The sequence below is a fragment of the Erythrobacter sp. Alg231-14 genome (assembly GCF_900149685.1).
Taxonomy (GTDB): domain Bacteria; phylum Pseudomonadota; class Alphaproteobacteria; order Sphingomonadales; family Sphingomonadaceae; genus Erythrobacter.
The window spans coordinates 2,928,257-2,954,097 of sequence record NZ_LT702999.1 but is presented as its reverse complement, the minus strand read 5'-3'; the positions used below and the strand labels follow the sequence as shown (position 1 = coordinate 2,954,097).

Genomic DNA, 25,841 nt, shown 5'->3' with positions numbered 1-25,841 from the left:
TCAAGTCCCTCCTCCGCTACCAAACTTAGCGTGACCCGCTCTTTGCGCTACTCGCACCTGCCCCTGCTTGATTGACATGCAACTCTAGGAAGTCGATGCTCCAACAAAGGGGTATTGCGAAGTGGCTATTGGAGAAGAAGATAGTCCCTCTTGCGTATTCATTAGCCACCACAGCAGCAAGGCTGATGAAGCTAGGCAGCTGAAAGCCGCCCTTCACGACGCAGGCATCTCGGGTTGGATGGCACCCGACGATATCGGACCGGGCATGGCTTTTGACGAAGCCATCGTGGACCAGATTAAGCGATCAGATGCGGTCATCTTAATGCTGTGTGAGCGCGCGGATCAATCCCGCCATGTCAAACGTGAGCTAATGATAGGGGAGGACAACAAATGTCCGGTTTTTCCTCTCAGGCTTGAAGATATTATCGCAAAAGGCCTCACATACTGGCTTCAAGATTATCAGTGGCTCGATTGGATCGACCGCTCCAACGAAAACACAAATCGCCTTGCAAATGACATCCGGCAACAAATTGACCGGAAATCAGGCCAAGGAGAGGACTCTCTGTACCCGCGCAGCATAAATCGAGTGGCCAAATCTGATGACCCCGTCAGGAATCCAACTGAAAAGCGCGAGCGGCACGCTGTCGGCTGGAGTTCCACTTGGGTCAAAGCGGCAGGTTTTCTGGCATTGGTAGGCGCCGGATTGACAATATGGTTTCAGGTTCAACCGGGCGAAGATGTAACGCCGCTAGAACCTGGCAGTTGGGAGTTGGGAGTGAGATATGACTCCATTGAGGCTCCCAGCGCGCCAGCCATCCTCCGACCAGGAATTCTCGCGGCGTTGAACAATTACAACATGAATCACACCGTTTGCTTCTCTTCCGAACTGTCGGCCGAACCCAGCCTGGTCATGTTAAGAACGCTCAATCGCGGAGAATTGGGGTATGATTGCCGCGTGACCGAATCCATCTTTCAAGATGGTGCTATCAAGATGCGAGCATTGTGTGAGAGCCCAGAATTCGAGATCGAAGAACCCATACAGGTATCAATGGAGGGCACGTTTTCACGCACTACGGTGGACGCGGAGATATCCACTAGATCACAAAGCGCGACTTTAGGGACGTTAGAAGCTTTTGGCACCGTGCGCTTTCGCCGTGTCGGGCATTGCCGTTAGCGTCGATGTTCTCGTTTGAGTCATAATCCGCGTTTCGGGGGTTCAAGTCTCTCATGTTCGGCCAGCCGTATTTGCATTCCCAGCAACTCTGTGTGCAGGCGGTCAATACCGTTGCGGGCGGATGAGCTCACTCTTCGACAGACATTAGCCGATTTAGAAAAAATTGTAGTTATTGGGCTAACTCTTGCAGCCATGAAGATTGTTAGCCGTCCATTCTTGAGCGTTTCGCTTGTCGCCGCTTTGAGTGCTTGCGCGCCTGCGCCTGAAACTCTTTTTGCAGATGGGAAGGCTGCGTTTGAGGCTCATGAATACCGGACCGCCTGGATCCTTTTAGAGCAGGCCCTAGATCAGCGCCCCAACAACACTGAGATGCAGTTTCTCCTTGTGGAGAGCTTGCTCAAGCTTGGTGATGGTGAGCGGGCCAATTTGAACCTTCGAGAAATATCGCCGGAAATGCGCGATCAGGAACGCTTCAGGCTCTTTCAAGCCGAAGCGGATGTCTTGCGCGGGCGGTTTGATGAAGCACTGGCCGGCATTGAGAATATGGAGAGGGCCTCCGCACATCGCCTCAGAGCGCTCGCGCATATTGGTAAGCGTGACATGGAAAGTGCGGTGGAAAGCTTCGAGTCTGGAATGAAGCTGGAGCCGGCTTCTCCGCTCTTGCTTGCAACATATGCCCGATTTGAATTTGAACGCGGCAATTGGAACATTGTGGATGAGCTTTCCAGTGAAGCGCTCGAACTTGAGCCGCAGCTCATCGATGCCTTGTTGATCCGAGCGGAGCTTCTTCAGCGCCGTAATGAGCTGCCGCAAAGCCTCGCTGCGTTCGAAAGAGTTATTGCCATTCACGGATCCAATTTTGAGGCCCGGCTCGGTAAGGCGCGCGTCTTGGCTGAGATGGGGATGGGGCAGGAAGCGCTTGAAATTGCGAAACGCCTTCAGGCTGAGCTGCCCGATTCCCCTGAGGTCGCGGCAATTCGAGCTGGCGTTGCGGCGCAAAGTGCCGATTGGGAAACCGTGCGCACCACCTTGCAGCCTTTTGAAAGAAATCTGCCGCAGATGCCGGACGCGGCGATCCTCTATGCGGAAGCGTTGATCGAACTTGGACTGCCGGGCCAAGCGGTGATCTATTTAGCCACGCAATTTGAACAGCAACCAAGCTGGCGTAAGCTGCGAGTGCTTTATGCCACTGCGTTGAGCGAAAGCGGCAACCCCAATGATGCTGATGCGGTGCTAAGCCCACTGGCCGCGAGACCCGATGCGGCGCCGGATGAGTTGCGGCTTGCGGCTGAGATTGCTGATCGTGTGGGCGCTTCGGATGCGGCGCGTTTGGATCGGCGAAGCGAGGCTCCGACGCCAGAATGGGTAGGGGGTCAGATTGCGCAGGCAGACCGGGCTTTGCGCAATCGCCAATGGGTGCAGGCGGAAACAGCCTATCTTGGCATCATAGAGCGCCTTGGACCCAGCAACGCGATGGTTCTCAACAATCTCGCCTTTGCACAAGGCGAATTGGGCAAGACAGAACAAGCCTTGGAAAGCGCGCTGGCTGCTGCACAATTGGCTCCAACCAACGCATCCATCTTGGATACAGCCGGAACATTGCTGATCGCGAATGGGCAGTCTGCACGGGGAATTGAGATGCTTCGCGAAGCCGAGAAGCTCGCGCCGGATAATCCTGCGATCAAGCGACATCTCGCCGAAGCCGAAGCCACTTGATCCGCGCCACAACGAAAAAGGGACCCGGACATTGTCCGAACCCCTCTTAGGATTGCAACAATTTTAGGTTGCGCGACTAAGCGCGAGAGGTTGTAAGTACCTCATTTCGAATCGGAAAAGCGACCTTACGCTGCTGCGAAAAAAGCTGGCGTGGGAAAAAGAGCGCCGCCAAAGCCACCGCCAAGATCAAGAGCATGCCTGGTGCGGGCACGTCTGTACCGCCACTCGACGTTGAGCTGGCCACTTCACGTCCACTGGCTGATGTTACGCCATCAATCCCGTCGATCGATTGGTAGCGCACAAAGAAATCATCAAGCGTCAAAGCTGCAATGGCACCGCCGAAATCCAGCGAAAGTGTGCCCGCTCCGGTGTTGCCATCGAGCACTCCACCTGAGCCGCCGCCGGCGCAGCTGTTCGTATCGGAGCCCAAAAAGCACACATCAACGCGGCCAATTCCATTGGGGAAATTTCTGTCTAGATTGCTGAAGCTGAACGCCCCGGTGCTATCTGCTCCGACGATTTCAGGGTCCGTATTGAAAGCAAAGCTAGAAATGCGCGAGGATACCGCATCGCCCGTCGCACCAGTGTTGGTTAGCGAATAATCAAAGTTGTAGACCCCGTTCACGATGCTGTTCAAGGTCAGCTCAAGTTGGCCTGAGAGGCCATCGAGCGCTGGGCCGCCATCGACGAAACCATCGAAGCTAATGACAAAATCTTCGCCAATAGTGTTTCCATCTAGCAGGATGGGTTCTGCTGCCGCAGGTGCAGATAGGCCAATGCCCATGGCCGCCGCGAGTGTCGCAACCGACTTGCTTAGAAATTCCATCATCCTATCTCCGTGCAGATTTGCTTAATGCGAGATGCCTGATGATTGCTTTCCTGAATAGGATCACAGCCGGCCTGTCTCAGATTGGCACGGGAAGGGGAGCGACGTGCTTGGATTGGTCATCCACCGGAGGCCATCCACGATTTAGTCCATCGGTTTGCTGCAAAACGCACTTAGACGTGCGGTCATCACTGGAAGCGGGTCGCGTTTCGAGCTTGCAGGTGTGCTCAGATGCGAGCCAAAAGCCGCAGTGTTTCAACCTGCATCTGAAGCGGTTCCGGCACTCCAGCCCGGCGCAGAGCACGAACCCCATGCGACCGAGCGAGGACATTCGACTTCGCTGGAATAACGCTTAACAGGTTGAGCGAATGCGCATGTCAGAGCTACGAGGACTTACATGGGACGCAATCGACTTCGAGCGCTGCATAATTACCGTCAGGAGGCGTGCTGATCGCTATTGTGAGATGGGCAACACAAAAAGCAAGTCAGGCCGACGTGAAATCCCGATGGGGCCGGGGCTGGCCAAGGTGTTGAAGAATTGGAAGGTCGCTTGTCCGAAGGGTGAGCTTGACCTTGTCTTTCCCAATGGTGTGGGGAACGTCGAGACGCACTCGAACATCTACAACCGCATATTCACGCCGCTGATGGTGAAGTGCGGCATCGCGGATGGGGAGGGCAAGCTGCGCTTTTCGCTCCATGCTCTCCGCCACGCTGCTGCATCGCTGTTCATTGAGCAAGGATGGCCACCGAAGCGCATTCAAGTGATGCTGGGCCACTCGTCGATCACCATGACCTATGACGTCTATGGGCACCTGTTTCATGATCCCGCGAAGGACGTGCACCTAATGGGCGAGATGGAGCTAGGGCTGCTGGCTGCTTAGCAGCCCAACAGCCTAAAAGCTGACATTCCGCTCACGACCCAGTAGCTGCCGTGCCCATGACCGAGCATCTCCTGCATAGCACTGTTTAAGCGAATGACAGGCCGGCGCCCAATCCAGACTTGCGTCATTCAATTATTTCGCATACGAATTAATTATAGTTCATACACGAAATAACTTATGACCCATAAATCACCTCGCATCTTCCACCTGCTTCAGCAGGCGCACAGCGCTCTTTTCCGCGCTGCTGACCGGTTCTGGCGCAAGGAAGAGGGCTTATCAGCATCGCAGCAAGCTGTGCTGTTCGTTCTGTCCAAGGAAGACGGATTGCCCATCACACTGATCGCGGATCAATTGAAGATGGGAAAATCAAGCCTTACCGGATTGGTAGATCGCATGTCCGAGCGCGCGCTTGTTCGCCGCGAAGTGAGCGCGAAAGACGGACGAGTGCAGCTCGTCTACATAGAGCCAAAGGGCAAGGCGCAGGTCGAACAATCCCTGTTTCGCGTCAAGCGATACAATGAACGCTTATTGGATTCCTTTTCACCTGACGAACAGAAAGTGATCGAGCGCTTTCTCACCCATGTCGCGCACAATGCTGAGGATATAATCAGCGACGCCTCCGAACGGAGCGATGCTAAAAGAAAGGAAGAACTGTGACTGACCTCGTAGAATGCTCCCAATCAGGCCGAGTGCTGACAATCACGTTTGATCGTGAACCACAGCTCAATGCTCTCACGCATGACATGTATGCGGCAGTCGCCGACGGATTGGACCTGGCTCAGACTGATGAAACCATACGGGCAGTTGTCATCACCGGCAAAGGCGAAGCTTTTACAGCGGGAAACGATCTGGGTGAATTTGCCAAACCTATGCCCGCAGGCAAGCCGCCTGTTGTCCGGTTCCTCGAAACTTTGCGAGATATTGAGATTCCCGTCCTCGCGGCAGTAAACGGGCCTGCCGTGGGTGTTGGCCTGACGATGTTGCTTCATTGTGATTTGGCGTTTGCCAGCGAGACAGCGACTTTTAGCGCGCCGTTCACTCGGGTTGGTCTGGTACCCGAAGCGGGCTCATCGTTATTGCTACCGCAAGCAGTCGGGATGGCGATGGCGAACGACATTCTACTAGCAGGGCGCACGCTTGATGCGGATCAAGCGTTGTCTGCGGGACTAATATCGCGCGTCTTCAAAACTGAAGAATTGCTCGCCAGTGCCGCCTCGACAGCACAAGATATGGCTGATCTTGCGCCCAACGCCATGAAGAAGTCGAAGCTGCTGGTTCGATCTTCAAGAGATCTTGTTATCAAGCAAATGGCTGACGAATCCCGCCATTTTGCTGACCAACTGAAATCGCCCGAATTCACAGAGTCTGTCGCCGCCTTCTTAGAAAAGCGCTCACCTCAATTCAGCTAAGCCGGAGAACCTTCATGTTTCAACGCGTTGTTTTGGTGCTCGGCATCATCGTCGCCACCTATATCTCCGTGAGAGCGCTGACCGCCCCACAAGACGTGCTGTCGAACTTTGGTCTGGTTGTTGAAGGTGCAGATGGCCGCAATGAAATTCGGGGTCAGTATGGCGGGTTCTTTGGCGCGGTTAGCCTCGCGCTGATCGCTTGCCTTTTCGATCGTCTGCCAAGGCGATTTGGTCTGGGACTGTTGCTGGTCACAGTTGGCGGTGTGCTGTTTGGACGCATTGCCAGTTTGCTGATCGAAGGGCCGACAATCTGGGCGAGTTACTCGACAGGGATCAAAACCTTTATTGTCCTCGATATTGTCATTGTCGCTCTAACGCTTGCAGCGCTGCGACAGCCTTCAGCACCAACAGAAGACGCCGGATAGGGGCATAAGAATGTTGAAATGGACGCTTCGCCTGGCCATCATTCTGATTGTTCTTCTGATCATCTTTCTGGTGGCGTTCCGGCTGCGGTTCGGTGGCGGCGAATATTATCCAGATATCAGCAGCTCTCCCACAATTGCGGCCGAGCGAATATCGGCGCCGATCCAGCTGCCGTTTCCACCGGGAATGGTCACGAGCTCTCCCGACGGACGAATTTTCTATACCTATCACATGCTTCACCAGCCAGAACGCTTTGCCGATGCGACGGTCTTTGAGTGGGTCGATGGCGCAGGAGTGCCTTTCCCCAATCAAGCTCTGCAAGCCGAGTTTGAAGGCGCTATGGGTATCACCGTCGATCAGCAAAAGCGGCTATGGATCATCAAGCCAGGTGCTTTGGAAGGAAAGCGAACCCGGTTGCTCGCATTCGACATGGAAAGCGGGCAGCTCGCGCTCGACCACACGTTTGCCGAAGGCGAAGCAGGTTTCGCACAGGATATGCGGGTCTCTCCCGATGGGAAAACCGTCTTTCTGGCGGATACTGGCCTGTTTGAATTCACCGAGCCCGGACTCATCGTCTTCGATATTGAGAGTAAAACCGCGCGCACGGTCCTAGCAGGGCATCCAACGGTCAGCCCGCAAGGGTGGCTGATGCGCAAAACCGATGGCGATCCCTACAAGCTGGCGTTTGGTCTGCTTAGCTTTGTCGTTGGCGTTGATGGTATTGCGATCACCCCGGACGGCGAAACTCTTTACTACGCGACCATGTCTCATGACAGTGTCTACAAGATCCCAACGGCCGCCTTGCTTGATGAAAGCCTGAGTGAGAATGACCTGGCCAATACCATCGAGTTTGTGGGCAAAAAGCCGCTGAGCGACGGCATCGAACTAACTACTGATGGTGACATCATCATCACGGATGTCGAAAACGGAGGTCTCGCAAGATTGTCGCCAGACGGCACGTTTTCCACATTGACTAAGGACAGCGCCGTTGACTGGGCGGACAGTGTTACCGTCGCGCCTGACGGCGCCATTTGGTTTACTGACAGCCGCCTGACTGATTTGATCGACCAATTTGCTGTTCCCTCGGATGAAGCCGAAATGAAGGATAAGGGCCCTTATGCGATCTATCGGATTGCGCCACTTCAGGAAGCCAATGCAGGCGAAGACTAAGCCGAGCAAAAAAGAAACCGCTCTGAAATTGCTTCCGCCTTCACTCCCACAATCTGTCGCAGCGCGGCCATGTAGCGTGTTCTGCTAGCCGACTGGCAGCTAGATTAGTTTTCACGCTGAGAGCGGTCTTTCTGGCAACGACCCATTCGCTGCCGCTATCGGTATTCAGAATGGGTTTGTTCAAGCGTCTTTCTTGAACTCTCTTGTCAGACGCTTGTTGAAACTAAAGAAATAGTTGTAGGAGAATGCTTCAGAAGAGGCTGGCTAAGGGCCTGGGGTGGAACAAACAAACCTGAATGAGATCGGCATAGTCCTTGCCGAGACGGAAGATTTCCGAGCTGGACGAGCTCTAATGTCACCAGCGAGATGTGAAATCCGTGACGGTGAACAGGTATTCCGTCTGCAACCCCGCGTTATGCAGGTCCTAGTGCTGCTCCATTCGCGTAAAGGGCAGGTCACCACGAAAGAGGATTTGATCCTTCATTGCTGGTATGGTGCAGCGGTTACAGACGATTCCATCACCCGCGTGATCTCGCAATTGAGAAAGCTGTCCAAGGATTTGGGTGGAGACGTGTTTGCGATCCGCACCATTCCCAAGGTCGGCTACGCGTTTGAGCTTGGGGATATCGTCATTGAGGACGGTGAGGATCAAGGCGTTGCATCCGATCAGCCAGTGCAAGATGCGCCGCGTAGCAATTGGCGTCCTGCGCTTCTCGCCATTCCGCTTGTGATTGTAGCGTTGGTGATTGGCTGGTGGCAATTTGGCGCACGTGACGCTTGGAGCTTTGGCACCTTGCAGCCGCTCAACCTTGAAGGTGACATTCAATCGCACCCCGCGGTTTCCGCTGACGGGTTGTTTATCGTCTATTCCGCGACCCGGGGCAGCGACAATCGCGATCTGTGGATGGCGCGCTCAACTGGCGGTGTTGCAACCCGGCTGACCACGCATCCCGATATCGACCATCAGGCCGCTTTTTCGCCTAGCGGTGATAGGCTTGTGTTTGTGCGAAGCACTTTTGATGATGCGGCGAGGCCGTGCCGGATCATCGTCTTGGACTTGTCTGATCTTCGCGAGACAATTGTTTCGCGTTGCAAGAGTGCCAGTTTCAGAATTTCAACCCCGGCATGGAGCCCTGATGAAAAGTCGCTTTACCTCAGCGAAGCCGTAACCGCATCGCCGGATTCGGTGATCCGGCTGGTCGAACTTGATCTGGAAACGGGCGAACGCACGCCCTTAACCGAACCGCGCGAAGCGATCCGGGGGGATTATGATCCAAAAATCTCACCCGACGGCACAAAACTGATTTTCAGGCGCGCGACGGATTTTCGTTCTGGCAAGCATTTCATGCTGGATCTGACGGACAATTCACTGGTCAAATTGACCGGGGAAGGTCGTTTCAGAGTTTACGAATGGACGCCTGATGGTGAGCAAATCCTATTGCTGGCGCCTGATGAGGGCGCGGGCCTGACTGCCTATACTGCCGAGGGTGAGCTAATCGAGCAAAGGTCCTCGGGCCTGCTGCACCCACTGTTGCGCATGTCACGCGGCGACAATCTCTTGGCGGCAGAGGTGTCGATCCAAAGTTCAGTAATCATCGACCAACGCGGCGGCAGTACCACCGAGCTTGCCTCTGCTAGAAACAACCAGCGGTTGTTGACGATCTCTTCGCAAGATGTGCTCGCATTCATGACCGCGGATGAAGAGAGTTCGACAGTCTGGTTAGTGGAAGATGGCTCACCGCCGCGCCGATTTGTCGATCTGCCCTCGATCAATGTACTGACATGGTCGCCCGATGGTACGGAACTCGCTTATGCAACGGTTGAGGGCGATAAGCTGGGTGTCATCAATATAAATGATGAAAAGCCGCGTGAGATGGCATGGGATGGCCGTATAATTGGCTCAATGGCGTGGAACCCGGATGGGCAATCGCTGATCTTTGCCGTCCAGACAGACGCTCAATGGCACTTGTGGACTGTTCCTGCGAGTCTTGAATCACAAGCTAACCAATGGAGCGCCCCCGGATGGTGGGCTGTGCGGTCAAACAGCAATGCGATCTTTGCAACGCGCGCTGATGAGCCAGGCATTTGGCGCATGTCGCAAAGCGGCGAACCCATCGATCAGTTCGAGACAACCTTTGCCAGTGGCCAGTCGATCGGCCGCACGATTGATACGCGCAATGGTTTTGTGGTGACTGAGACGCAAGTTTTCTTCCATCGCAACGGCGCCGATGTGGGAGCAAACGGTTCGATTATGGCAATGCCCATCGGGGCTGGTGACTCGGCTGTCAGACAAGTCGAACTGGAAGATGCTTTCTCCGACTTCAGCGCCGGACAAGACGGCAGGATTGTCCACGCCAAGAGGCTGCGTGACCACTTCATCGTTACTCTCCAGCTGGAAGAGCGATAGACAAGGGCACAATTGCCGCATCTCAGCTTGGCGCTTGGGTTGACCGTAAGTATCTGCTTACAAGTAGCTTCTTGATTTCTCAGGGCCTGATCGGGAATTAATCAGAAAAAGATCAGCCTGTGATCGGGACAGTCTGCTGATCCAAGAATAGCCATGGCCTCCTCTACCAACCAAGGGGGCAATACAATGAAACTTACATCAACTTCACTTCGACATGCGATGCTGCTGAGCGCAGGAATCGCATGCATGGCCATCGCTGCACCGGCTGCGGCTCAGTCGACCAGCTCTGTTACGCAAGGCGGCGCTACTAACGCGGCAACTGTGACTCAGATTGGCTCAAATACATCGGACATCACGCAGTCCGGCACCAATGGCGTCATCTTTGCCGACCAAGACGGTGCAGACCAAACCTCGGTCATCGACCAGTCCAGCGTCGCTACTGATCCAGCGGTGATTGCCGGGATTGACGTTATTCAATCTGGCGCGGGCAACTCTTCGACCATTACCATGTCTGGCACCTATGATGACACGTCGACGGACTCTACTTTCAATGGCGCTCGTCTCATTAACTCGTCGCCAGGAGCGCTCGTCAACCAATTCGGAAACGACAACACCTTGTCGATCAACCAATCTGGCATTGATGCTTTTCCAAGCGTTTTTCAGACCGGTGACCGGAACGATGCCAGCATCGTTGAAGGCGGAGACACGGGTACGCCGTTCATCCAGCAAGTGGGTAACGACAATATCGCTTCCATTTCGAGCTTTGCCATCCATGAGGCGATCAATGTAGGCGCCGTCTTCCAAATCGGAAATCGCAACACGGCGAGTTTCTCCCGCAATGGCACGACAACGGGCGGTGCACCGTTTGACTTCAACCTGACCATCCAACAGATCGGCGAGGATAACATCGCCGATGCCACGCAATCGGGCAACAATGATCTGGCTGTTATCGATCAAATCGGAAACGGCAACGTCGCCAGCATGGTCCAGAGCGCAGGGGGGGATGGCAACTCCCTGACTTCGAACCAGACCGGACTGAACGGATCATCACTGGTGACACAGGCAGGCCTGTCCAATGTGGCGACGCTGATGCAATCCGGCGAAAGCAACGCCTCCACCATCCTTCAGGACGGCGCATCGAACTCAGCTTTGGTTACACAAGGCGGCATTGGCGACACGTCGTTTGTATCGCAAACGGGTCTCTCCAACACAGTGACTGTGAACCAAAACTCAGCCCCCTAATCGCATCGATATTTGGGTGCGTTGGGGAACCGGGGAGGCGTCTTGGCGCGTCCCCGGTTTTGCAAACCAAAAGAGATGTCGGATTTCGCTCCCAAAAAGCGGCGCTAAATTTGTAGTAAACATTATCCCGAAAGCGGTCTGGCAGCTTTGCCACCTAATCTAAGAAAAGCGGCTGGTCGGCAAACAGCCCAACTCTAGGCATTTGGGCGTGAGTTCAGCCTCTCCTGACTCTCCCAATTTGAGGCAAAGGAAGTCAGTCAGACAGCACCGTTTACGAAGGCGCTTCATATTGAAGTGTCTCGTCCACATTGCCACGTGTATAGGCGTGATAACCACTCCGCGTTTCAGCATAGATGCGCTGAGCGATCGGTTTGCCCCAATCTGTTTCGTTGAGTGCTGTGAACAATGGGCTGACAAACTTATTTCGACCCACCCTGGCTAAAAAGCGCTCGGCTTGCGGGACAGCGGGATCGTATTCGTTGCTCAGAGCCGCCTCCAGCCAAAGGAACAGCACTTCATTGTTGGCAGTTTGCGAAAGCCCCAAGGTGGTATCGAGGGCCAAGAGTTGCTCGCCTGACAATTCTTGCGGGATTTCGTCTAGGAAGCGTCGCTGTTCCGCAGCGGTCCAGCCGCGCCAAGCATCGGCATCGGGAAGCGTTCCCGCGCCCGCATAGGCAGAGATCGCGCCGTCCACTTCGGCAAAGGCTTCGCTGTCAGGCTTCCAAGCGTTTTCCGGAAGGCCCGTGCCATAAACCCATTCGTCGAGCATCAATCGGTTTTCCAGTTCATCATCATCGCCGATCAGTTTTGCGCGCAGATCGGCTAGGAACATCTCGGACGTCACTGGCTCGAATGCGTGAGAGTCAAACCATTGGGTAAGCCAGGCATCGAACTTTTCGCGGCCGATGATATTCTCCACGGTGCGCAGGAAGACAGTTCCTTTGTCATAAATCGCGAAACCACTCGTATCGAAAGGACTTATTGTATCGGGGGTACGCATAGCTGTGGCGGGATTATCCGCACCTGAATCGTCGATGCCGCCGACCAAGCCGGCATAGCTGAGAGCATATTCCTGCTCGGCGCGCTCTTTCCCATAGACTTCCTCGACGATGCGGTTCTCGAAATAGGAAGTGACACCTTCGTTGAGCCAGCCATCGCGCCAGCTCGAATAGGTGGTCAGATTGCCGGACCAGCTGTGTGCGAGTTCATGGGCAACCAGCCCATTGTTAGAGCGATCGCCTGCAATGAATGTCGGCGTGAGAAAGGTCATCACCGGGTTTTCCATCCCGCCATAAGGGAAGGCTGGCGGGAGGACGATCATGTCATATCGGCCCCAGCGATAGTCGCCAAACAGCGCAATTCCGGCGTCGATCATCGCTTCTGTATCGCCAACTTCTTGCGCAGCAGCTTCGATGACTTCGGGTTCGGCCCAGACACCTGAACGCGGGCCAAGCTCGCGAAATTCAATATTCCCCGCTGCAATGGCAATCAAATACGGAGGAACTGCGTTGTTCATCACGAAGCGAAAGTCGCGGCGGTTTCCGTCCTCTGCTTCGGGATCACCCTGCAGCACACCGCTCATGACGACATTGAGGGGTTCAGGCGCCGAGATGGTCGCCTCCCATGTCTGGCGAATGCCGGGGCTGTCCTGAGTGGGAATCCAGGTGCGATTGTTGATCGCCTGCCCCTGGCTGAAAAGGAATGGATGTTCGCCGCCAGCTGTCTGCTCAGGGCCTAGCCACTGCAAGGCCTCGGCCTCCGGGGCTGACATATATTCGACCACAATGCGGTGCGTTGGAGCGAGTTCTCCCTCTGTAAGTTCGGAATTTCTTTCAAGTTTCTGAGCCGGAAGCTGGATGGTCAAGGGTTCACCCTTACCCTCAGCTGTCTCGCCAAGATTAAATTTCAAAGCATTGCCAGCCTCATCAGTGACCGCAGAGACACGAAGGCCGTTGGAATCGAGGATAATCTCGCTTGCCTCTGCCGCCGCCAGGATATCCAGGGTGGCCGTCCCGCCGATCGTGTTCGCATCGAAGTCCATCGCCAGATTAAGGTCAATATGCGTAACGCGCGCCTCTTGCGGCTTCGCAAAGGTCTGATCATCAGATGCTTCTTCACTTGTCAATATCGGTGCAATTTCGCCCCGTTTGTCCGTGTCCTGCGAGACCAGGTCGCCGCAACCGGCCAGGAGGAACAAAAACGGTAACACAAGAAATGAGACATAAGCGCGCATCGGGATTTCCTGACCAGTGAGTATTTGGGTAGAACTACATGATAAGAAGCGGGTTGCCAGCCTCTGATCTGATACACTGTCCCGGTTAGCATTCGAAAGACTGGAGAATTAGAGATGCATTTGCAGGTCTGCTGTTGCAGCCCGCACAGCCATAATTAGACATCCCGCTCCCGGCCCAATTGCAGACACTACGAATTCTATCATTGCGAGGCATTTTTCCCTTAGTTTAGGTCGGCATTTGAAATGGCAGACTATCGCAATTGCCTGCAATGTCCTCACCAGCAAATGCTGTTCGAACGAAGGGTATAGAATCCTTGGGCGAGTAGGGTACCACTTCTCGGTGGTTGAGCTCAGGGTAAAGAACTGAGGTTACGCTGGTTCCCGCATCGCATAAGTCGCGTGCCAAACTGGCTTGCATCCGTGGCGGCGTATCTCTGTCACGACCACCGGTGCCAAGGAATACAGGCGCGTCGACTTTGAGTGTCGGATAACCCATTCGCGCGAATCCCTGCCGCAAGGCAATGCTGGGGGTCTGCGAGAAGCTTTTGCGTCTGGTCAGCTGAGCATCGCTAACCAGAGACTTTATCTCTGCGTAACACGCATCGCTCACCCTGCTAGCAATCGGCCATGCTTCATCCGTGATGTAATCGCGCATCACAAACGAGGCATCAACCTGCTGCACCAGTGTCATAGCCAAGAAGGTATAGCCAAGCAGCGGATCGATACGGTCAGGTTGCTGCAGCCTTTCAAGGAATTGCACAACCTGCGGCGTGAGATACGGCGCGCCAGTGGCAACAACGGCAACAATGTTGATCTCAGGCGCATAGGTTGCCGCATAATCAGCCGTTGCAATTGCAGCGCTTGCTCCTTGCGACTGCCCGAAAAGCGCGACTTTATCCGAGATGGGAAAGTCACCAGAAGTGACTGCGCGGATGATATCAAGATTACTGTAAGCAGCGGGGCGCGTGGCGAGATAGGGGTGCGTTCCTTTGGTGCCAAGCCCCTGATAATCGCTAGCGACCACCGCATATCCTTCGGCTAGAAACCGGTTGAGGTAATCCTCATCCTGCGCCTGACGACCGTTCCATGACGGTGCGCAAATGTCGGCTACACCAACGGTGCCGTGAGTCCATGCCATCAGCGGCCAACCGCCCTCTGGTGCCTCCCCTTTAGGCAGATAGAGGGCGCCGGAAACAGGCAAAATGGCCTCTTCATCACCTTTGCGCATCAAACCATCAGTCGCGGTGTAAAGCAGCCGAAGGTTCGTACCAGCGTTGTCTAGCGACTGTTTCGCTTCCAAGGCTTCCTGACGCAGCAACTTTCCAGGACCTTCGGAAATTGGCCCAGCAACTTGATAGAAATCTGACAGCTTGCTGTCACCAACGGTTGCGGGGTCATATGCGCTGACATCAGAGATTGGTGAAGCGGCGTCTTGTGGCGGCATGGTAGAACACCCTGCGAGCGCAGCCGCCATTCCCAACAGGGCAAATTGAGTGAGTTTCATGTCGGACTTTCTCCCAAATTACAGGCCGGTTTGTTCAAGCCGTCTTTACATATCTCACACGACGCGCCATAAAACCCGAACATGCGTTCGCTTTTGTGGGTCGAAAGCAGAACAAGTCAAGTTGATCTTGAAAAGGCCGGTCGTCGAAGGGGAGAGCGAGACTGACAATGGAAGTGCATCCTTTTCCCAAAACAACAGGTGGGCGGCGGAAACCGACCCAGGCTCGAGCTATTGCGAGCCGTGCGGCTATTGTGGACGGTGCAAAACACCTTTTGAGTGATCAAGGTGTTGCCGAATTCAGCATGCGGAAGCTGGCTCAGACATCAGGCGTTGGTCTGGGGACGATCTATGACTATTTCCCAAGCTGGACTGATATCGTGCGCGTCCTACTTGAAGAACGGTTTGCGTTGCGCCGAGAGATTTTGGCCCTCACACTAAAAGACATTTCGAGCGAGGATGGTCTGGCTGTGTTCGTCCCTGCCTACCTGAAACGCCTTTCTCGAAAAGGTTTTTGGCAAAGATATGACTCGCAGTTGCGCGCTGCCGCGTATGCTGAACCCGCTTTGGCGCAATTGTTTGAGTCACAAGAAGATCAGATCGCGCAAAGCTATGTCAAAGAGATGCGGCACGCAGGGTCAAAATGGGCCGATGCTGCGCTGTTGCAAATGGCTCAAGCCAATATGAGCGTTTCGCAAATGCTAGCAGAAAATACAGATCGAAAACCGGAGGAGCAAGACCTCCAGTTGATAATGGTCGCCAATATGATCTTGGCGAATTTGAAGATGGCGTTGAGACCGCTAAAGACCAATTAATAGGCGCAAAGCCTAGTGTTTAAAAGGGAGAGAAAATAATGAGAAAAATCGCAGGACTTTTGACCGGGTTGGCATGCTCAACCGTGATGATGCCAGTGGCGGCATTCGCCCAGGATAACGATCAGCCAGAAGTTGAGACCGATGACAGCGTCATCATCGTGACGGCAACCCGTCGGGCGCAAGACGTGCAGGATATTCCTGTGGCTGTGACCGCCGTCAGCCCCGTTCAGCTGGAACGGCAGGGCGTCACAAATGTCACCCAAATCTCGCAAGTCTCACCCAGCTTTTCTACGTCCAACGCGCAAAACACCGCGGGCACTAATGTGCTGCGCATTCGTGGTGTCGGCACGACGTCCAATAACATCGGTTTTGAGTCTGCAGTCGGCATCTTCATCGACGGCGCATACCAATCGCGCCCCGGTGTCGCGCTCTCCGAATTCGTTGACATTGAGCGCGTTGAAGTTCTGCGCGGCCCGCAAGGGACATTGTTCGGTCGCAATACATCTGCTGGTGCGTTGAATATCACGACAAAGCGTCCTGACCTTGATGAGTTTGGTGGCTTTGTGAATGCAAGCTACGGCAATTTTGACCTTTACAGCATGCAAGGAGCTGTGAACGTTCCGATTGTAGAAGGGACATTAGCCGCGCGCGTAACGGGCGCCTATCGCAAACGCGATGGCTTCGTCACTGTCGTCAATGAGACAGGCGTAATCGGCGACTCAAACGAACTCGACCAATTCCTGATCCGCGGTCAATTGGGCTTTGAAAACGACGCTGGCCTAAGGGTTCGCTTGATCGGCGACTATTCCGAGATCAACGGAAATTGCTGCGCCCCGGTTGAACTACTGCAATCGGGATTAGAAACTGGCGGCGTGTTCGGGCTTGCAGGATTGGGCGCGACCGGCGGTAATTTCCAACCGATCGTCAATGCAAATGCGTTCGACAATGGCGCAGCTGAAGACATTTTGGATGCGCGCGTTGCATCGCAAAGCTTCGTGCCGACAAATGCGCTCGATCAATGGGGCGTAACGGCAGAGATTGAATTCCCGATCAGTGACAGCGCAGATATTATCTACATCGGTTCGTACCGGCAATTTAACGCTGCTAGCACCTCGGATTCCGATTTCACAGCGCTTGATCTATTCAATGTCGGCACGCAGGCAGGTTCACAGCCCAACGGCACCAACATCGACACGCTGACGCAAGAATTGCGGATTCAGGGTGAGGCGTTTGGCGGATCATTGGAATGGATGGTCGGCGGCTATTTCTCCGACGAATCCATTGACCAAATTGCGACCTCAACCTTGGGGTCACAGTGGGATCAATTCATTGGCGCGTTGCTCTTGCCATCGACGGGCGGCGCATTTGGCGCTGCTCCGCTGACTTTGTTCTCTGGCGGGATCAATCCTGCTGGGACAAGCTCCAGCAACCGCTTTACGCAAGACAGCACCAGCTGGTCGCTGTTCACGCATAACACTTTGGAAGTGGCGGACGGTTTGAAATTGACCATCGGGCTTCGGTATTCCGACGAATCCAAAGATGGCGGTTTCGATCAAATTGATTCCACTCCGGGCGCTTGTCCGGCGATTGTGAACAATATTCTGGGCGCTCCTGCTGCGGGTGCTCCGGGAATACCGGGTGCATTGGTGCCGACGATCTTGATCACAGCGTGCTTCCCATTTGCTGCACCGGCCGACTTGCCTGGGGCTGCGTTCTTGCCGCTGCCGCGCACATTCGACACCAACTTTAGCGATGAGGAATTGATCTACACCGGTAAGGTCTCCTACGAATTCGCAGCCCCGATCAACGTCTATGCCAGCTTCACACATGGATATAAGTCAGGCGGCATCAACTTGGATGCAACTGCTGCGATTGGAGGAGGCGACCCGCGGTTCGCATCAGAAGAAGTCGATGCCTATGAGCTCGGTTTCAAAGGGCGCTTCCTCGACAATGCAGTAACGCTCAATGTTGCGGCCTTCCATGAAGAGTTTTCGAATTTCCAAGTGCTCGAATTCACCGGCGCTCAATTTGAAACATTCAACGTCCCGGTTGCTGAGTCCACTGGTCTGGAGATTGAATCTGTCATTCGGCCAGATAGCAATCTGACCATTACCGGCGGCTTGACCTATGTTGAGGCACGCTATCCGAGTGATTGCGCGACGGCATCAGATGCTTTGCGGGTGCAGAACCTGTGCGGTAATCCGCTGACGAACGCGCCAGAGCTGGTTGGTATTTTGGGGGCAAACTACACCAATGATATTGGCGATAACCTGTCCTTTTTCCTCAATGGTCAGGTCCGCATGGAAAGCGATCGCCGTACGTCGACGCAGCCTTCTACGCCGCCTACGACTGCCGCTGATTTGGGCAATACGCCGCTGCTGCCGTTCGATATCCAAGATGGCAGCGTCAATGTAAACCTGCGCGCAGGTATCGGCGACATTGATGATGCTTGGGGCATTGAGCTGTGGGCGACCAATCTCACAAACAACACCACACGCGGCGTTACCTTCAGCACGACTTTGCGGTCCGGCTCTCGTTCGGCCTTCCCGCAAGAACCGCGCATGTATGGCGTAACGCTTCGTGGTCAATTCTAAACGGGATCGGTTCTAACCCCATCTCTTCACGGGGTTATGAAACTTGGCGGGTGGCCTTCGGGCTGCCCGCCATTTTTGCTTTTGACGCAGCGCAATATGGGTGAGCTGCACTGTACAAAATGAAACGAGGCCACATTGCCATGGCCGCTCCCACTCCCAAGAGTGGAAGCAGTACTGTGCCGTCCATCATGCCAAGAGCAAACCGCGACGCGAATTCACGTCTACATAGACGCGTCTACCGACCAATCCCGTTGGAATCATAATCCGCGTGTCGGGGGTTCAAGTCCCTCCTCCGCTACCAAACTTTCGGACAGTCTGGCAGATCCCGTTAGCTTGATGGGTTCGACTAATTGGTGGCGATGTCCAGTTCGTGCGTTAGCGCTGAATGGAACCGCGCAATTGCGCTTTCATACAAGCCGAACTCCAGGAAATCATTGGCTTCGCTTTTCAGCCCGCGCTGCGCCGATAGGACGATATTGCGGTCTTCGATCGCGCCAATTGCGGCGAATTCCTGCCCCTTGTGAACTTCATCCAGGGCATCGCTCCCCTCCTCAGCCGCAGACAGAAGGAACATATGCTGGCGGGTAAGATCAAGCCCAATTGGCTCAATCACAACGACCTGCATGCAATCAGGGAAAGTGGAGATTATGACATTAGGATAGAGGTGATAAACTAGGGTGGCGCGCCCATTGATTGACCATTGTGATCTGGGTTTGTCACGTAGGCCTTCGATCGCTTGATAAGGAAAGGTGATGCGGCTGTTTTTACCGAAAGCCTCGACCACAGTCAGATTGTCATATTGAAGCGGAAAGAACGTCGTCTGGTGGGTGGACCGGATGTGGTAACCTTCAAGCGCGCTTTCTAAATGGAGCTTCCAATTCGCCTCGATCTCCAAGGCTTCTGATTTGATAACACGGTAGTCGTCTGGGATAATGTTTGGGGTATCGCAGGGCTCATGTTCGTCAGCTTTTCCTTCATCCTGCCTGACAAAAACCAGTCCGTTTCGCTCCAAGCATTCCAATGGAACCAGACCGCGCGTGTTCTTTTCAAGACCAGGAAATCCTGCGCGATGCGGGACACTGCGGAGCGATCCGTCAGTGCCATACGACCATCCATGATAAGGGCAGACAAACACGCTGGTACAGCCCTGACCCTCTGCGACTTGAACGCCTCTGTGGCGGCAAGCATTGCGGAAGGCGCGAACCGTGCCGTCCGCGCCTTTGACCGTGATCACAGGGACACCAGCGGTATCTCTTGCGATGTAGTCCCCTGACTTTTGCAATGCGGCTGATGGACAGAAAACAATCCAACGCTGCTTTAAGAGGTTCAATTCTGCGTCGAGGCGACGGGCCGAACGATAATTTGCTGTCGGCTCCTTCCAGGTCGCGGTTCCATAATCGGTGGACTGATTGTCGATGTGTTCGAAAATACGATCAATGATAGCTTCATCGGGCATCAAGGCATTGTGGGTTGTCTTCTGACCCGATTTAGAAGTTTCACCTGATGTCATCTATTTTCCTTTGATCTAGCCGCGCAGCATAAGAGGGTCAGCTCATACTCGGATCAAGCAAATTCGTGGGCCAACGATGCCATTTGCCCCTTCTTGGGGCTTCTCTTGGTCTCTAACATGTCGATCCTAATTTGGATGACATATCTCTAGAACACGCGTTTACGCGCTGGTTCCGTTGGAATCATAATCCGCGTGTCGGGGGTTCAAGTCCCTCCTCCGCTACCAAATCTCTGGTTTTAAAGGGCAAATTGCGAATTCAAGGAATTTTCCGTTTTTGCTGAGTCCTTCGACGCGCTGAGGACACTTGTGACAGAGCTATTTCCCGCCATCCACTTAGACGTTGTGAAAGCGACCTCTACATTAGTTCGATCTGATTTTTCGGCGCTCAATGGCTGCTATGCGCCCCAGTTTGCGACGTTCGATTTACTCGAAGCAATGTCCAAAAGCAGCCGTCAGTCCTTTGTCGCGCAACGTCTGGAGTTGGGGGCGGAAGCGGACCAAGAGAACATTCGATCCACCCCAGGGCACCTCCTGCCGGGTCGGTCTCGAGGTTCAGACCATTGAAACCCTATCAGCTCAAAACAAAACCTGGGAAGTTGTTCTCGACCTCGTGAGCCAGCATCGCATGATAATTCGGATTGCCGCCGAAATATGCCAGGAACTGTTTCGGCCGGTGTGCTGCGTGAAGCGGAACCAATGTTTCAGGGCATCCGCCAGCAACAAGACTAGGTCTCCGGGTATGGCGCATTAATGCACCAGCTAGGTGCGCAATGGCCTCGTGACATCGCATTAATGCACCTCCACCAATGCTCATGAATTCTGGCCAAAGCGAATAGGGGCCAAGGGAAAAGAGGCAGCATGGTTTATCCATACACCGCGGCGCTGGTCGGTGCATTCCTATATATCCTTCAGCAAGGGCTGATGATGAACACTGGCGCATATCGCGGCAAGGCTGGGATTGGTGTCGGGTTTGGCGATGACCGTCACCTTGAGCGTAAGATCCGGCGGCACGGCAATTTGGCTGAGAGTGCAGCCGTCTTTATTGTTGTTTTGGCATTGACTGAAATGTTGGTTGGCACTGGCTCGGTCGTGATTGCCTTTGGCGCTGTGTTTGCGATGGCACGGGTTTCCCACGCATTCGCGTTCAACTCGCTCGGCGGCTCGCACGAGAAGAGCGAAAGCACGCGAAAGTACCTATAGGCTCGGATGCTAGGCGCGGTTTTCAGCGGGCTAACCGGTATCGCGCTCAGCCTGTTCCTCATTTGCTCGATCATCACTGGAGCACTAAGATGAATTCTACGCGTTACATTCTGACAAGAGCCGGTATCGCGTTCGCGACATTGCTCGCTTCCGCACCTGCGCTCGCTCAATCTGATCCGCAAAACGAAGCCTCAGCGGTCTATGTCAATTCCACCCCGGAGGCTTATGCGGCGATGCAGCAACTCCCGGCTGATGAGCCAATCTTGATGCTCAACCTCATACGTTTTAATGACCAAGCCGAATATGAAGAGGGCAATGAATTTGCCGAAAAGGGATGGACAGGTGAACAAGCCTATGCCGAATATTCTCGTTTTTCCGGCCCCATTGCACAGCGTGTCGGTGGCACTGTTGCGTTTGCTGGCCTTCCGCAATTGACGCTGATTGGCCCTGATGACGAAGAATGGGATGTTGCCTTCGTCGTCGCCTACCCTGATCTTGGCAGTTTTCTGTCATTGGTAAGCGACCCGGTGTACCAAGAACATGCCTTTCACAGACGCGCCGCTGTCGCAGATTCGCGGCTGGTTCGCATAGCATCTCTCCCTATGCCGCAATAGCAGACCGCGCGATCCCAATTGGGCAAGGTAGACCAGTCAAGAATTAGAAAGATGAAGCAGAAATGTTCAAACGTATATTAATCGGTCTAGCTCCGCTCTTGGTCATCGCGGCCGGGGCGGTTTTCCTGGCGCAGCCTTCAACCGAATGGACCCCCGGCGAGGTCGTTCGAACCCCTGACAGCCAGTTTGAGAACCTGCCCGACTACAATTTTGAGCCCAACTACACAGAGGTAGCAGGCTATAGAATTCACTATGTCGATGAAGGGCCAAGGGATGGTGAGGTCATTCTGCTCATGCATGGCCAGCCATCATGGAGCTACCTTTACCGCCACATGATCCCCCTGCTTAGCGAGGCAGGCTACCGCGTCATTGCTCCGGATAATGTAGGGTTTGGCAAATCCGATAAGCCGGTCGATTGGTCATCTCACACCTATCAAATGCATGTCGATGTGATGACAGGTTTTGTGGATGCGATCGAAATTGAGAACGCCACCTTGTTTGCGCAGGATTGGGGCGGCTTGATTGGGCTTCGCGTCGTTGAACAACGACCTGACCGTTTCGCTCGAATAATGATGTCCAACACGACCTTGCCCGCGGCAGGCGGTGTCCAGGGTTGGCTTGGCTATCCGTTATTCCGTTTGTCAGTCTGGGGTGAAGGCGATGTGCAGGAGCTCAATTTTGATGACGAGGATTTTTCCTTCGCAACATGGGTCGCCTATGCACGGACGAGCGATGAATTCGACTTCGCGGTGCTATTCCAGAACGGCACTTCGCGCGGGATGTCAGAGGCGGAACTTGCCGGATATGCCGCGCCATTTCCAACCGAAGAGACGATGGCTGGCGTTAGAATGTTCCCAAGTTTGGTCGCGAGCCAGCTTAGACAAAACCAAACGATCATTGATGAGTTTTACGCCAATTGGGACAAACCTCTCATCACCGCCTTTGGAACTGATGACGCGATGATGGCTGGGCGCGATAAACAATGGCAGGAGCAAGTGCCGGGCGCAGCGGGACAGGCACATAGCCTGATTGAGGGCGGCGAGCACTTCATTCAAGAGGACAAGCCAGAAGAGCTAGCCGAGCTGCTGGATCAGTTCATTAGATCGAACTAGCTTAGAGAAATGCGTATCGCATAAGTCATTGTCAGTGCGGCAAAAGCATATTGGAGAGCCCGTCCTGCAGGTTGGCTGTTCAGGAGAAAATGCCAAGAAGGTGGCCCTATCTCTGCTCCCACCCCCAGAAGTGGACGCTGCGTTGGGCTATCCGCCATTCCAAAAGCAGACAGATGACGACATTTTCGCGTCTACGTAGACGCGTCTACCAGCCGTTTCCGTTGGAATCATAATCCGCGTGTCGGGGGTTCAAGTCCCTCCTCCGCTACCAACCCTCTGATTTTACAGGGGTGTTTTGGAGCTCAAGCCAATTTCAGTATTTGTAGCTTCATCCGAGGCGCTGCGGACACTTGCGACAGAGCATTCTCCCGCCATCCACTTAGATATTCGAAGAGCGACTGCTCAATAGCCGTTCGTAGCCCTAAAGGGCCTCAACCGCCCCAACGAGACGCGCGCTTTCGTACTTGTCCATCACAAAGCCGAGCGCATTGCGCAGATCGCCCTCTTCAATGTCGCGTAGGATGAACACGATTCGCGATCGCCGGTCATCGGACGGCCATTCGGCAAGCATCGCCGGTGGGTGCCAGATGTGCTGGACGCCGTGGATCACCAGCGGTTTGTCGATGCCGATCAGGTTGATAAGCCCTTTTACTCGCAACATGTTTACGCCGTTTAGCATAGTGAGTAGGCCGAACCATTCATCGAACACCTCCGCTGGCAACGCCTCGTCTAGCGTGAGGCACACCGAGCTGATCCGATCATCGTGGCGGTTTACGTCATGGGCGTGCCCATGACCATGATATCCATGGTGACTATGATGATGCGCGTGATCTACGAAGGCCTCTTCCTTGAGCCACGCGATCACCTGCTTACCCTTCAATTCTGGGTTGAAGCTGGCGCCGCCAAGCAGCTCCTCTAAATCATCCTGCTGATCGGCCACAGACATGATCCGCGCCGCAGGGTTGATGGTGCGGAGACGCGTTCGCAGAGCGATCATCGCCTCAGGGGACGCCAATTCAGTCTTGCTGATCAACAATGTGTCCGCGACCGCCGCCTGCTTTAACGCCTCTGGCTGAGCATCAAGCGTCGCATTGCCGTTCACTGCATCCACCAGTGCGATGACCTCAGCCAAACGATAGGTTTCGATGAGCGTCTTATCTGCCATCACCGTGTGAACAATCGGAGCAGGATCAGCTAGGCCCGTCGTCTCAATTATGACCCGGTCAAACCAACGCTTCCCATCGCGAGCATAGCGCCACGGCGCGTCTTTCAGCGTCTTTTGCAGATCGCCTTTGATAGTGCAGCACAAGCACCCGCTCGCCATCTCGATGATAGTGTCGTCTTCATTGCTGTGCGCGACGAGATCGTGATCGAGACCGATTGAGCCAAACTCATTGATGATCACCAACGCATTCGACAGCGCGGGATCGCGAATAAGGCGGTTGAGCAGCGTCGTCTTACCAGCGCCGAGAAACCCCGTCAGCAAGGTAACCGGCACGAGGCCCTGAGAATTGTTCGCCCGCTCAGGCATTTGGCTCAAGCAGTCTGCAAGACTTGCTCAGCCTCGCCCCATGCCGGGAATGGATCGTCGAGACCGCTCCACGCGTCTGGCGTGAATTCTTCAGCAGCGATTAGACAGCCATCAAGCGCCTTGATGATCGCAGTTTCGTCCATTCCTATGCCTATAAACACCAATTCCTGACGCCTGTCGCCCCAAACCGGGTCCCAGTGTTTCAGGACAAACTCTTCAAAGCTGCCATCTTCGGGCCAGCGGTTCTTTGGCACCGCCGCCCACCACCGTCCCATACGGCTCACACTTTTCTGCCGCCCGGCCAGCGCCATTTCGCCGAGAAAATCAGTACGGGTGGCTAGCCAGAAATGTCCTTTGGCGCGGATGACATTGTCCAGTGCCTCGCTGGTTAGAAACCTATAGAAAGACGCCGGATCGAACGGTTTACGAGCGCGATAAACAAAGCTCTCCACGCCGTATTCTTCGGTCTCGGGGCGGTGGCTGGCGTAGTCATAGAGCTCTTTTATCCAGAGCGGGTGCTCCTCGGCCTGCTCTTCGTCGAACAAGCCGGTATTTAGGATCGTGTCGAGCTCAACCTTGCCGTAATCTGCCTCAATTATCCGCGCATCACCGTTTAAGGATGCGGCAACTTTCTTGACCATGGCCAATTGCTCTGCACTCACCGCGCTCGCCTTGTTCACGATGATGACGTCTGCGAATTCGAGCTGTTCAACCAGCAAGTTGACGAGGCTTCGATCATCCCCTTCACCAGCAGTTTCTCCGCGCGTAGAAAGCAAGTCGTCGCTGGAATAGTCGGCGAGCAAATTCACTGCATCGACAACTGTTACCATCGTATCGAGCCGCGAGACATCACCGAGGCAATCGTCATTTTCATCGCGGAACGAAAAGGTTGCGGCGACCGGCAAGGGTTCGGATATTCCCGTGCTTTCAATCACCAGATAATCAAACCGTCCATCTTCGGCGAGGGTGCGGACCTCTTGCAGCAAATCATCACGCAAGGTGCAGCAGATGCAGCCATTGGTCATTTCTACCAATGTTTCTTCGGAACGGGAGAGTGCGGCTTCCCCGCCGCGTACAAGGTCTGCATCGATATTCACTTCGGACATATCGTTGACGATGACCGCAACGCGCTTTCCCTCTCGATTGGCCAGGATGTGGTTGAGCAAAGTTGTTTTGCCCGCTCCTAGAAAGCCGGAAAGAACAGTAACAGGCAGACGTTTGTCGGATTGAGGCACAGGCGTTCCAATCATGTTTCGCCGAACGGGTCAGAGACCACGAGCAAGGGAGTGCAAAGCGCATTGCAAAGGCGCGGCATTGGGGGTAGTCACGCATTCACGAAATGATACAACATCACATAACCTCTAGCCATGGATAGACAATGCTGCAAGCCCGGCGATCAAATGACCGGCGAAAACGGCGCAGGTCCAGTGAAACGGACGCGCTCGTCCTCGCTCATATTTCAGCGCCAGAGTTTCCAATGACC

General features: G+C 54.4%; 20 protein-coding genes. 14 read left to right on the top strand and 6 right to left on the bottom strand.

Going from position 1 to position 25,841, the window contains the following annotated elements; genetic code table 11:
* Nucleotides 1–121: 121 nt before the first annotated feature.
* Together BQ8290_RS14100 and BQ8290_RS15295 are read left to right on the top strand one after the other, a co-directional pair.
* Complete coding sequence (locus BQ8290_RS14100) at nt 122–1,174, top strand: TIR domain-containing protein (RefSeq protein ID WP_108791349.1); 1,053 nt, start codon at nt 122–124, stop codon at nt 1,172–1,174.
* A gap of 192 nt (nt 1,175–1,366) precedes the next feature.
* Nucleotides 1,367–2,890, top strand: coding sequence for a tetratricopeptide repeat protein (locus BQ8290_RS15295; protein ID WP_108791348.1), 1,524 nt, complete (start codon nt 1,367–1,369; stop codon nt 2,888–2,890).
* Between the two features lie 76 nt (nt 2,891–2,966).
* On the opposite strand, the gene BQ8290_RS14090 is transcribed toward BQ8290_RS15295, so the two are convergent.
* Entirely contained in the window at nt 2,967–3,719 is a 753-nt protein-coding gene (locus tag BQ8290_RS14090; protein WP_337661439.1) for a cistern family PEP-CTERM protein, read from the bottom strand.
* Nucleotides 3,720–4,084: 365 nt separating this feature from the next.
* Here BQ8290_RS14090 and BQ8290_RS14085 point away from each other — a divergent pair, with 365 nt between their 5' ends.
* From BQ8290_RS14085 to BQ8290_RS14055, 7 genes are all read left to right on the top strand, one after another.
* Complete coding sequence (locus BQ8290_RS14085) at nt 4,085–4,597, top strand: tyrosine-type recombinase/integrase (RefSeq protein WP_108791346.1); 513 nt, start codon at nt 4,085–4,087, stop codon at nt 4,595–4,597.
* 177 nt (nt 4,598–4,774) lie between these two features.
* A complete protein-coding gene (locus BQ8290_RS14080) occupies nt 4,775–5,254 on the top strand; it encodes a MarR family transcriptional regulator (RefSeq protein ID WP_108791345.1) in 480 nt (159 codons plus the stop codon).
* On the top strand, nt 5,251–6,006 hold the full coding sequence (locus tag BQ8290_RS14075; protein ID WP_108791343.1) for an enoyl-CoA hydratase-related protein: 756 nt from the start codon (nt 5,251–5,253) through the stop codon (nt 6,004–6,006). The genes BQ8290_RS14080 and BQ8290_RS14075 overlap by 4 nt, the downstream gene beginning before the upstream one ends.
* A 14-nt stretch (nt 6,007–6,020) precedes the next feature.
* The gene (locus tag BQ8290_RS14070; RefSeq protein ID WP_108791341.1) at nt 6,021–6,431 is read left to right on the top strand and encodes a DUF4345 family protein; all 411 of its coding nucleotides are present in this window, start codon (nt 6,021–6,023) and stop codon (nt 6,429–6,431) included.
* Nucleotides 6,385–7,599, top strand: coding sequence for an L-dopachrome tautomerase-related protein (locus BQ8290_RS14065; protein WP_337661438.1), 1,215 nt, complete (start codon nt 6,385–6,387; stop codon nt 7,597–7,599). The genes BQ8290_RS14070 and BQ8290_RS14065 overlap by 47 nt, the downstream gene beginning before the upstream one ends.
* A 352-nt stretch (nt 7,600–7,951) precedes the next feature.
* Nucleotides 7,952–10,006: a winged helix-turn-helix domain-containing protein gene (locus tag BQ8290_RS14060; RefSeq protein ID WP_108791337.1), complete on the top strand. Its 2,055-nt coding sequence runs from the start codon at nt 7,952–7,954 to the stop codon at nt 10,004–10,006.
* A gap of 246 nt (nt 10,007–10,252) precedes the next feature.
* Nucleotides 10,253–11,248 (top strand): hypothetical protein, encoded by a 996-nt coding sequence (locus BQ8290_RS14055; protein ID WP_337661437.1) that lies wholly within the window; start codon nt 10,253–10,255, stop codon nt 11,246–11,248.
* A gap of 271 nt (nt 11,249–11,519) precedes the next feature.
* On the opposite strand, the gene BQ8290_RS14050 is transcribed toward BQ8290_RS14055, so the two are convergent.
* Nucleotides 11,520–13,373, bottom strand: a complete 1,854-nt coding sequence (locus BQ8290_RS14050) for a M1 family metallopeptidase (protein WP_337661436.1) — start codon at nt 13,371–13,373, stop codon at nt 11,520–11,522.
* Nucleotides 13,374–13,707: 334 nt separating this feature from the next.
* Complete coding sequence (locus BQ8290_RS14045) at nt 13,708–14,985, bottom strand: alpha/beta fold hydrolase (protein WP_337661435.1); 1,278 nt, start codon at nt 14,983–14,985, stop codon at nt 13,708–13,710.
* 167 nt (nt 14,986–15,152) lie between these two features.
* Here BQ8290_RS14045 and BQ8290_RS14040 point away from each other — a divergent pair, with 167 nt between their 5' ends.
* Together BQ8290_RS14040 and BQ8290_RS14035 are read left to right on the top strand one after the other, a co-directional pair.
* Entirely contained in the window at nt 15,153–15,797 is a 645-nt protein-coding gene (locus BQ8290_RS14040) for a TetR family transcriptional regulator (RefSeq protein ID WP_108791331.1), read from the top strand.
* A gap of 38 nt (nt 15,798–15,835) precedes the next feature.
* Entirely contained in the window at nt 15,836–18,391 is a 2,556-nt protein-coding gene (locus tag BQ8290_RS14035; RefSeq protein WP_108791329.1) for a TonB-dependent receptor domain-containing protein, read from the top strand.
* A gap of 346 nt (nt 18,392–18,737) precedes the next feature.
* On the opposite strand, the gene BQ8290_RS14030 is transcribed toward BQ8290_RS14035, so the two are convergent.
* Entirely contained in the window at nt 18,738–19,901 is a 1,164-nt protein-coding gene (locus BQ8290_RS14030) for an SRPBCC family protein (RefSeq protein ID WP_108791327.1), read from the bottom strand.
* Nucleotides 19,902–20,759: 858 nt separating this feature from the next.
* Here BQ8290_RS14030 and BQ8290_RS14025 point away from each other — a divergent pair.
* The 3 genes from BQ8290_RS14025 (at nt 20,760) to BQ8290_RS14015 (ending at nt 22,827) form a co-directional block, all read left to right on the top strand.
* Nucleotides 20,760–21,101: an MAPEG family protein gene (locus tag BQ8290_RS14025; RefSeq protein WP_108791325.1), complete on the top strand. Its 342-nt coding sequence runs from the start codon at nt 20,760–20,762 to the stop codon at nt 21,099–21,101.
* An 89-nt stretch (nt 21,102–21,190) separates the two neighbouring features.
* Nucleotides 21,191–21,715 (top strand): DUF1330 domain-containing protein, encoded by a 525-nt coding sequence (locus tag BQ8290_RS14020; RefSeq protein ID WP_108791323.1) that lies wholly within the window; start codon nt 21,191–21,193, stop codon nt 21,713–21,715.
* A 62-nt stretch (nt 21,716–21,777) separates the two neighbouring features.
* Nucleotides 21,778–22,827 carry a haloalkane dehalogenase gene (locus BQ8290_RS14015; protein ID WP_108791321.1) on the top strand — a complete coding sequence of 350 codons (1,050 nt, stop codon included), beginning with the start codon at nt 21,778–21,780 and terminating at the stop codon, nt 22,825–22,827.
* A gap of 421 nt (nt 22,828–23,248) precedes the next feature.
* Here the strand turns inward: BQ8290_RS14015 and BQ8290_RS14010 are convergent, their stop codons facing one another.
* Both BQ8290_RS14010 and BQ8290_RS14005 read right to left on the bottom strand, forming a co-directional pair.
* Nucleotides 23,249–24,358, bottom strand: coding sequence for a GTP-binding protein (locus BQ8290_RS14010; RefSeq protein ID WP_108791319.1), 1,110 nt, complete (start codon nt 24,356–24,358; stop codon nt 23,249–23,251).
* Nucleotides 24,359–24,363: 5 nt separating this feature from the next.
* Nucleotides 24,364–25,593 (bottom strand): GTP-binding protein, encoded by a 1,230-nt coding sequence (locus BQ8290_RS14005; protein ID WP_337661434.1) that lies wholly within the window; start codon nt 25,591–25,593, stop codon nt 24,364–24,366.
* Nucleotides 25,594–25,841 lie beyond the last annotated feature (248 nt).

Coding starts and splice junctions, on each gene's coding strand:
- BQ8290_RS15295 (WP_108791348.1), top strand. CDS start 1,367: ATGAAGATTGTTAGCCGTCCATTCTTGAGCGTTTCGCTTGTCGCCGCT.
- BQ8290_RS14090 (WP_337661439.1), bottom strand. CDS start 3,719: ATGATGGAATTTCTAAGCAAGTCGGTTGCGACACTCGCGGCGGCCATG.
- BQ8290_RS14085 (WP_108791346.1), top strand. CDS start 4,085: ATGCGCATGTCAGAGCTACGAGGACTTACATGGGACGCAATCGACTTC.
- BQ8290_RS14080 (WP_108791345.1), top strand. CDS start 4,775: ATGACCCATAAATCACCTCGCATCTTCCACCTGCTTCAGCAGGCGCAC.
- BQ8290_RS14070 (WP_108791341.1), top strand. CDS start 6,021: ATGTTTCAACGCGTTGTTTTGGTGCTCGGCATCATCGTCGCCACCTAT.
- BQ8290_RS14060 (WP_108791337.1), top strand. CDS start 7,952: ATGTCACCAGCGAGATGTGAAATCCGTGACGGTGAACAGGTATTCCGT.
- BQ8290_RS14055 (WP_337661437.1), top strand. CDS start 10,253: ATGGCCATCGCTGCACCGGCTGCGGCTCAGTCGACCAGCTCTGTTACG.
- BQ8290_RS14045 (WP_337661435.1), bottom strand. CDS start 14,985: ATGAAACTCACTCAATTTGCCCTGTTGGGAATGGCGGCTGCGCTCGCA.
- BQ8290_RS14040 (WP_108791331.1), top strand. CDS start 15,153: ATGGAAGTGCATCCTTTTCCCAAAACAACAGGTGGGCGGCGGAAACCG.
- BQ8290_RS14035 (WP_108791329.1), top strand. CDS start 15,836: ATGAGAAAAATCGCAGGACTTTTGACCGGGTTGGCATGCTCAACCGTG.
- BQ8290_RS14030 (WP_108791327.1), bottom strand. CDS start 19,901: ATGACATCAGGTGAAACTTCTAAATCGGGTCAGAAGACAACCCACAAT.
- BQ8290_RS14025 (WP_108791325.1), top strand. CDS start 20,760: ATGGTTTATCCATACACCGCGGCGCTGGTCGGTGCATTCCTATATATC.
- BQ8290_RS14020 (WP_108791323.1), top strand. CDS start 21,191: ATGAATTCTACGCGTTACATTCTGACAAGAGCCGGTATCGCGTTCGCG.
- BQ8290_RS14015 (WP_108791321.1), top strand. CDS start 21,778: ATGTTCAAACGTATATTAATCGGTCTAGCTCCGCTCTTGGTCATCGCG.
- BQ8290_RS14010 (WP_108791319.1), bottom strand. CDS start 24,358: ATGCCTGAGCGGGCGAACAATTCTCAGGGCCTCGTGCCGGTTACCTTG.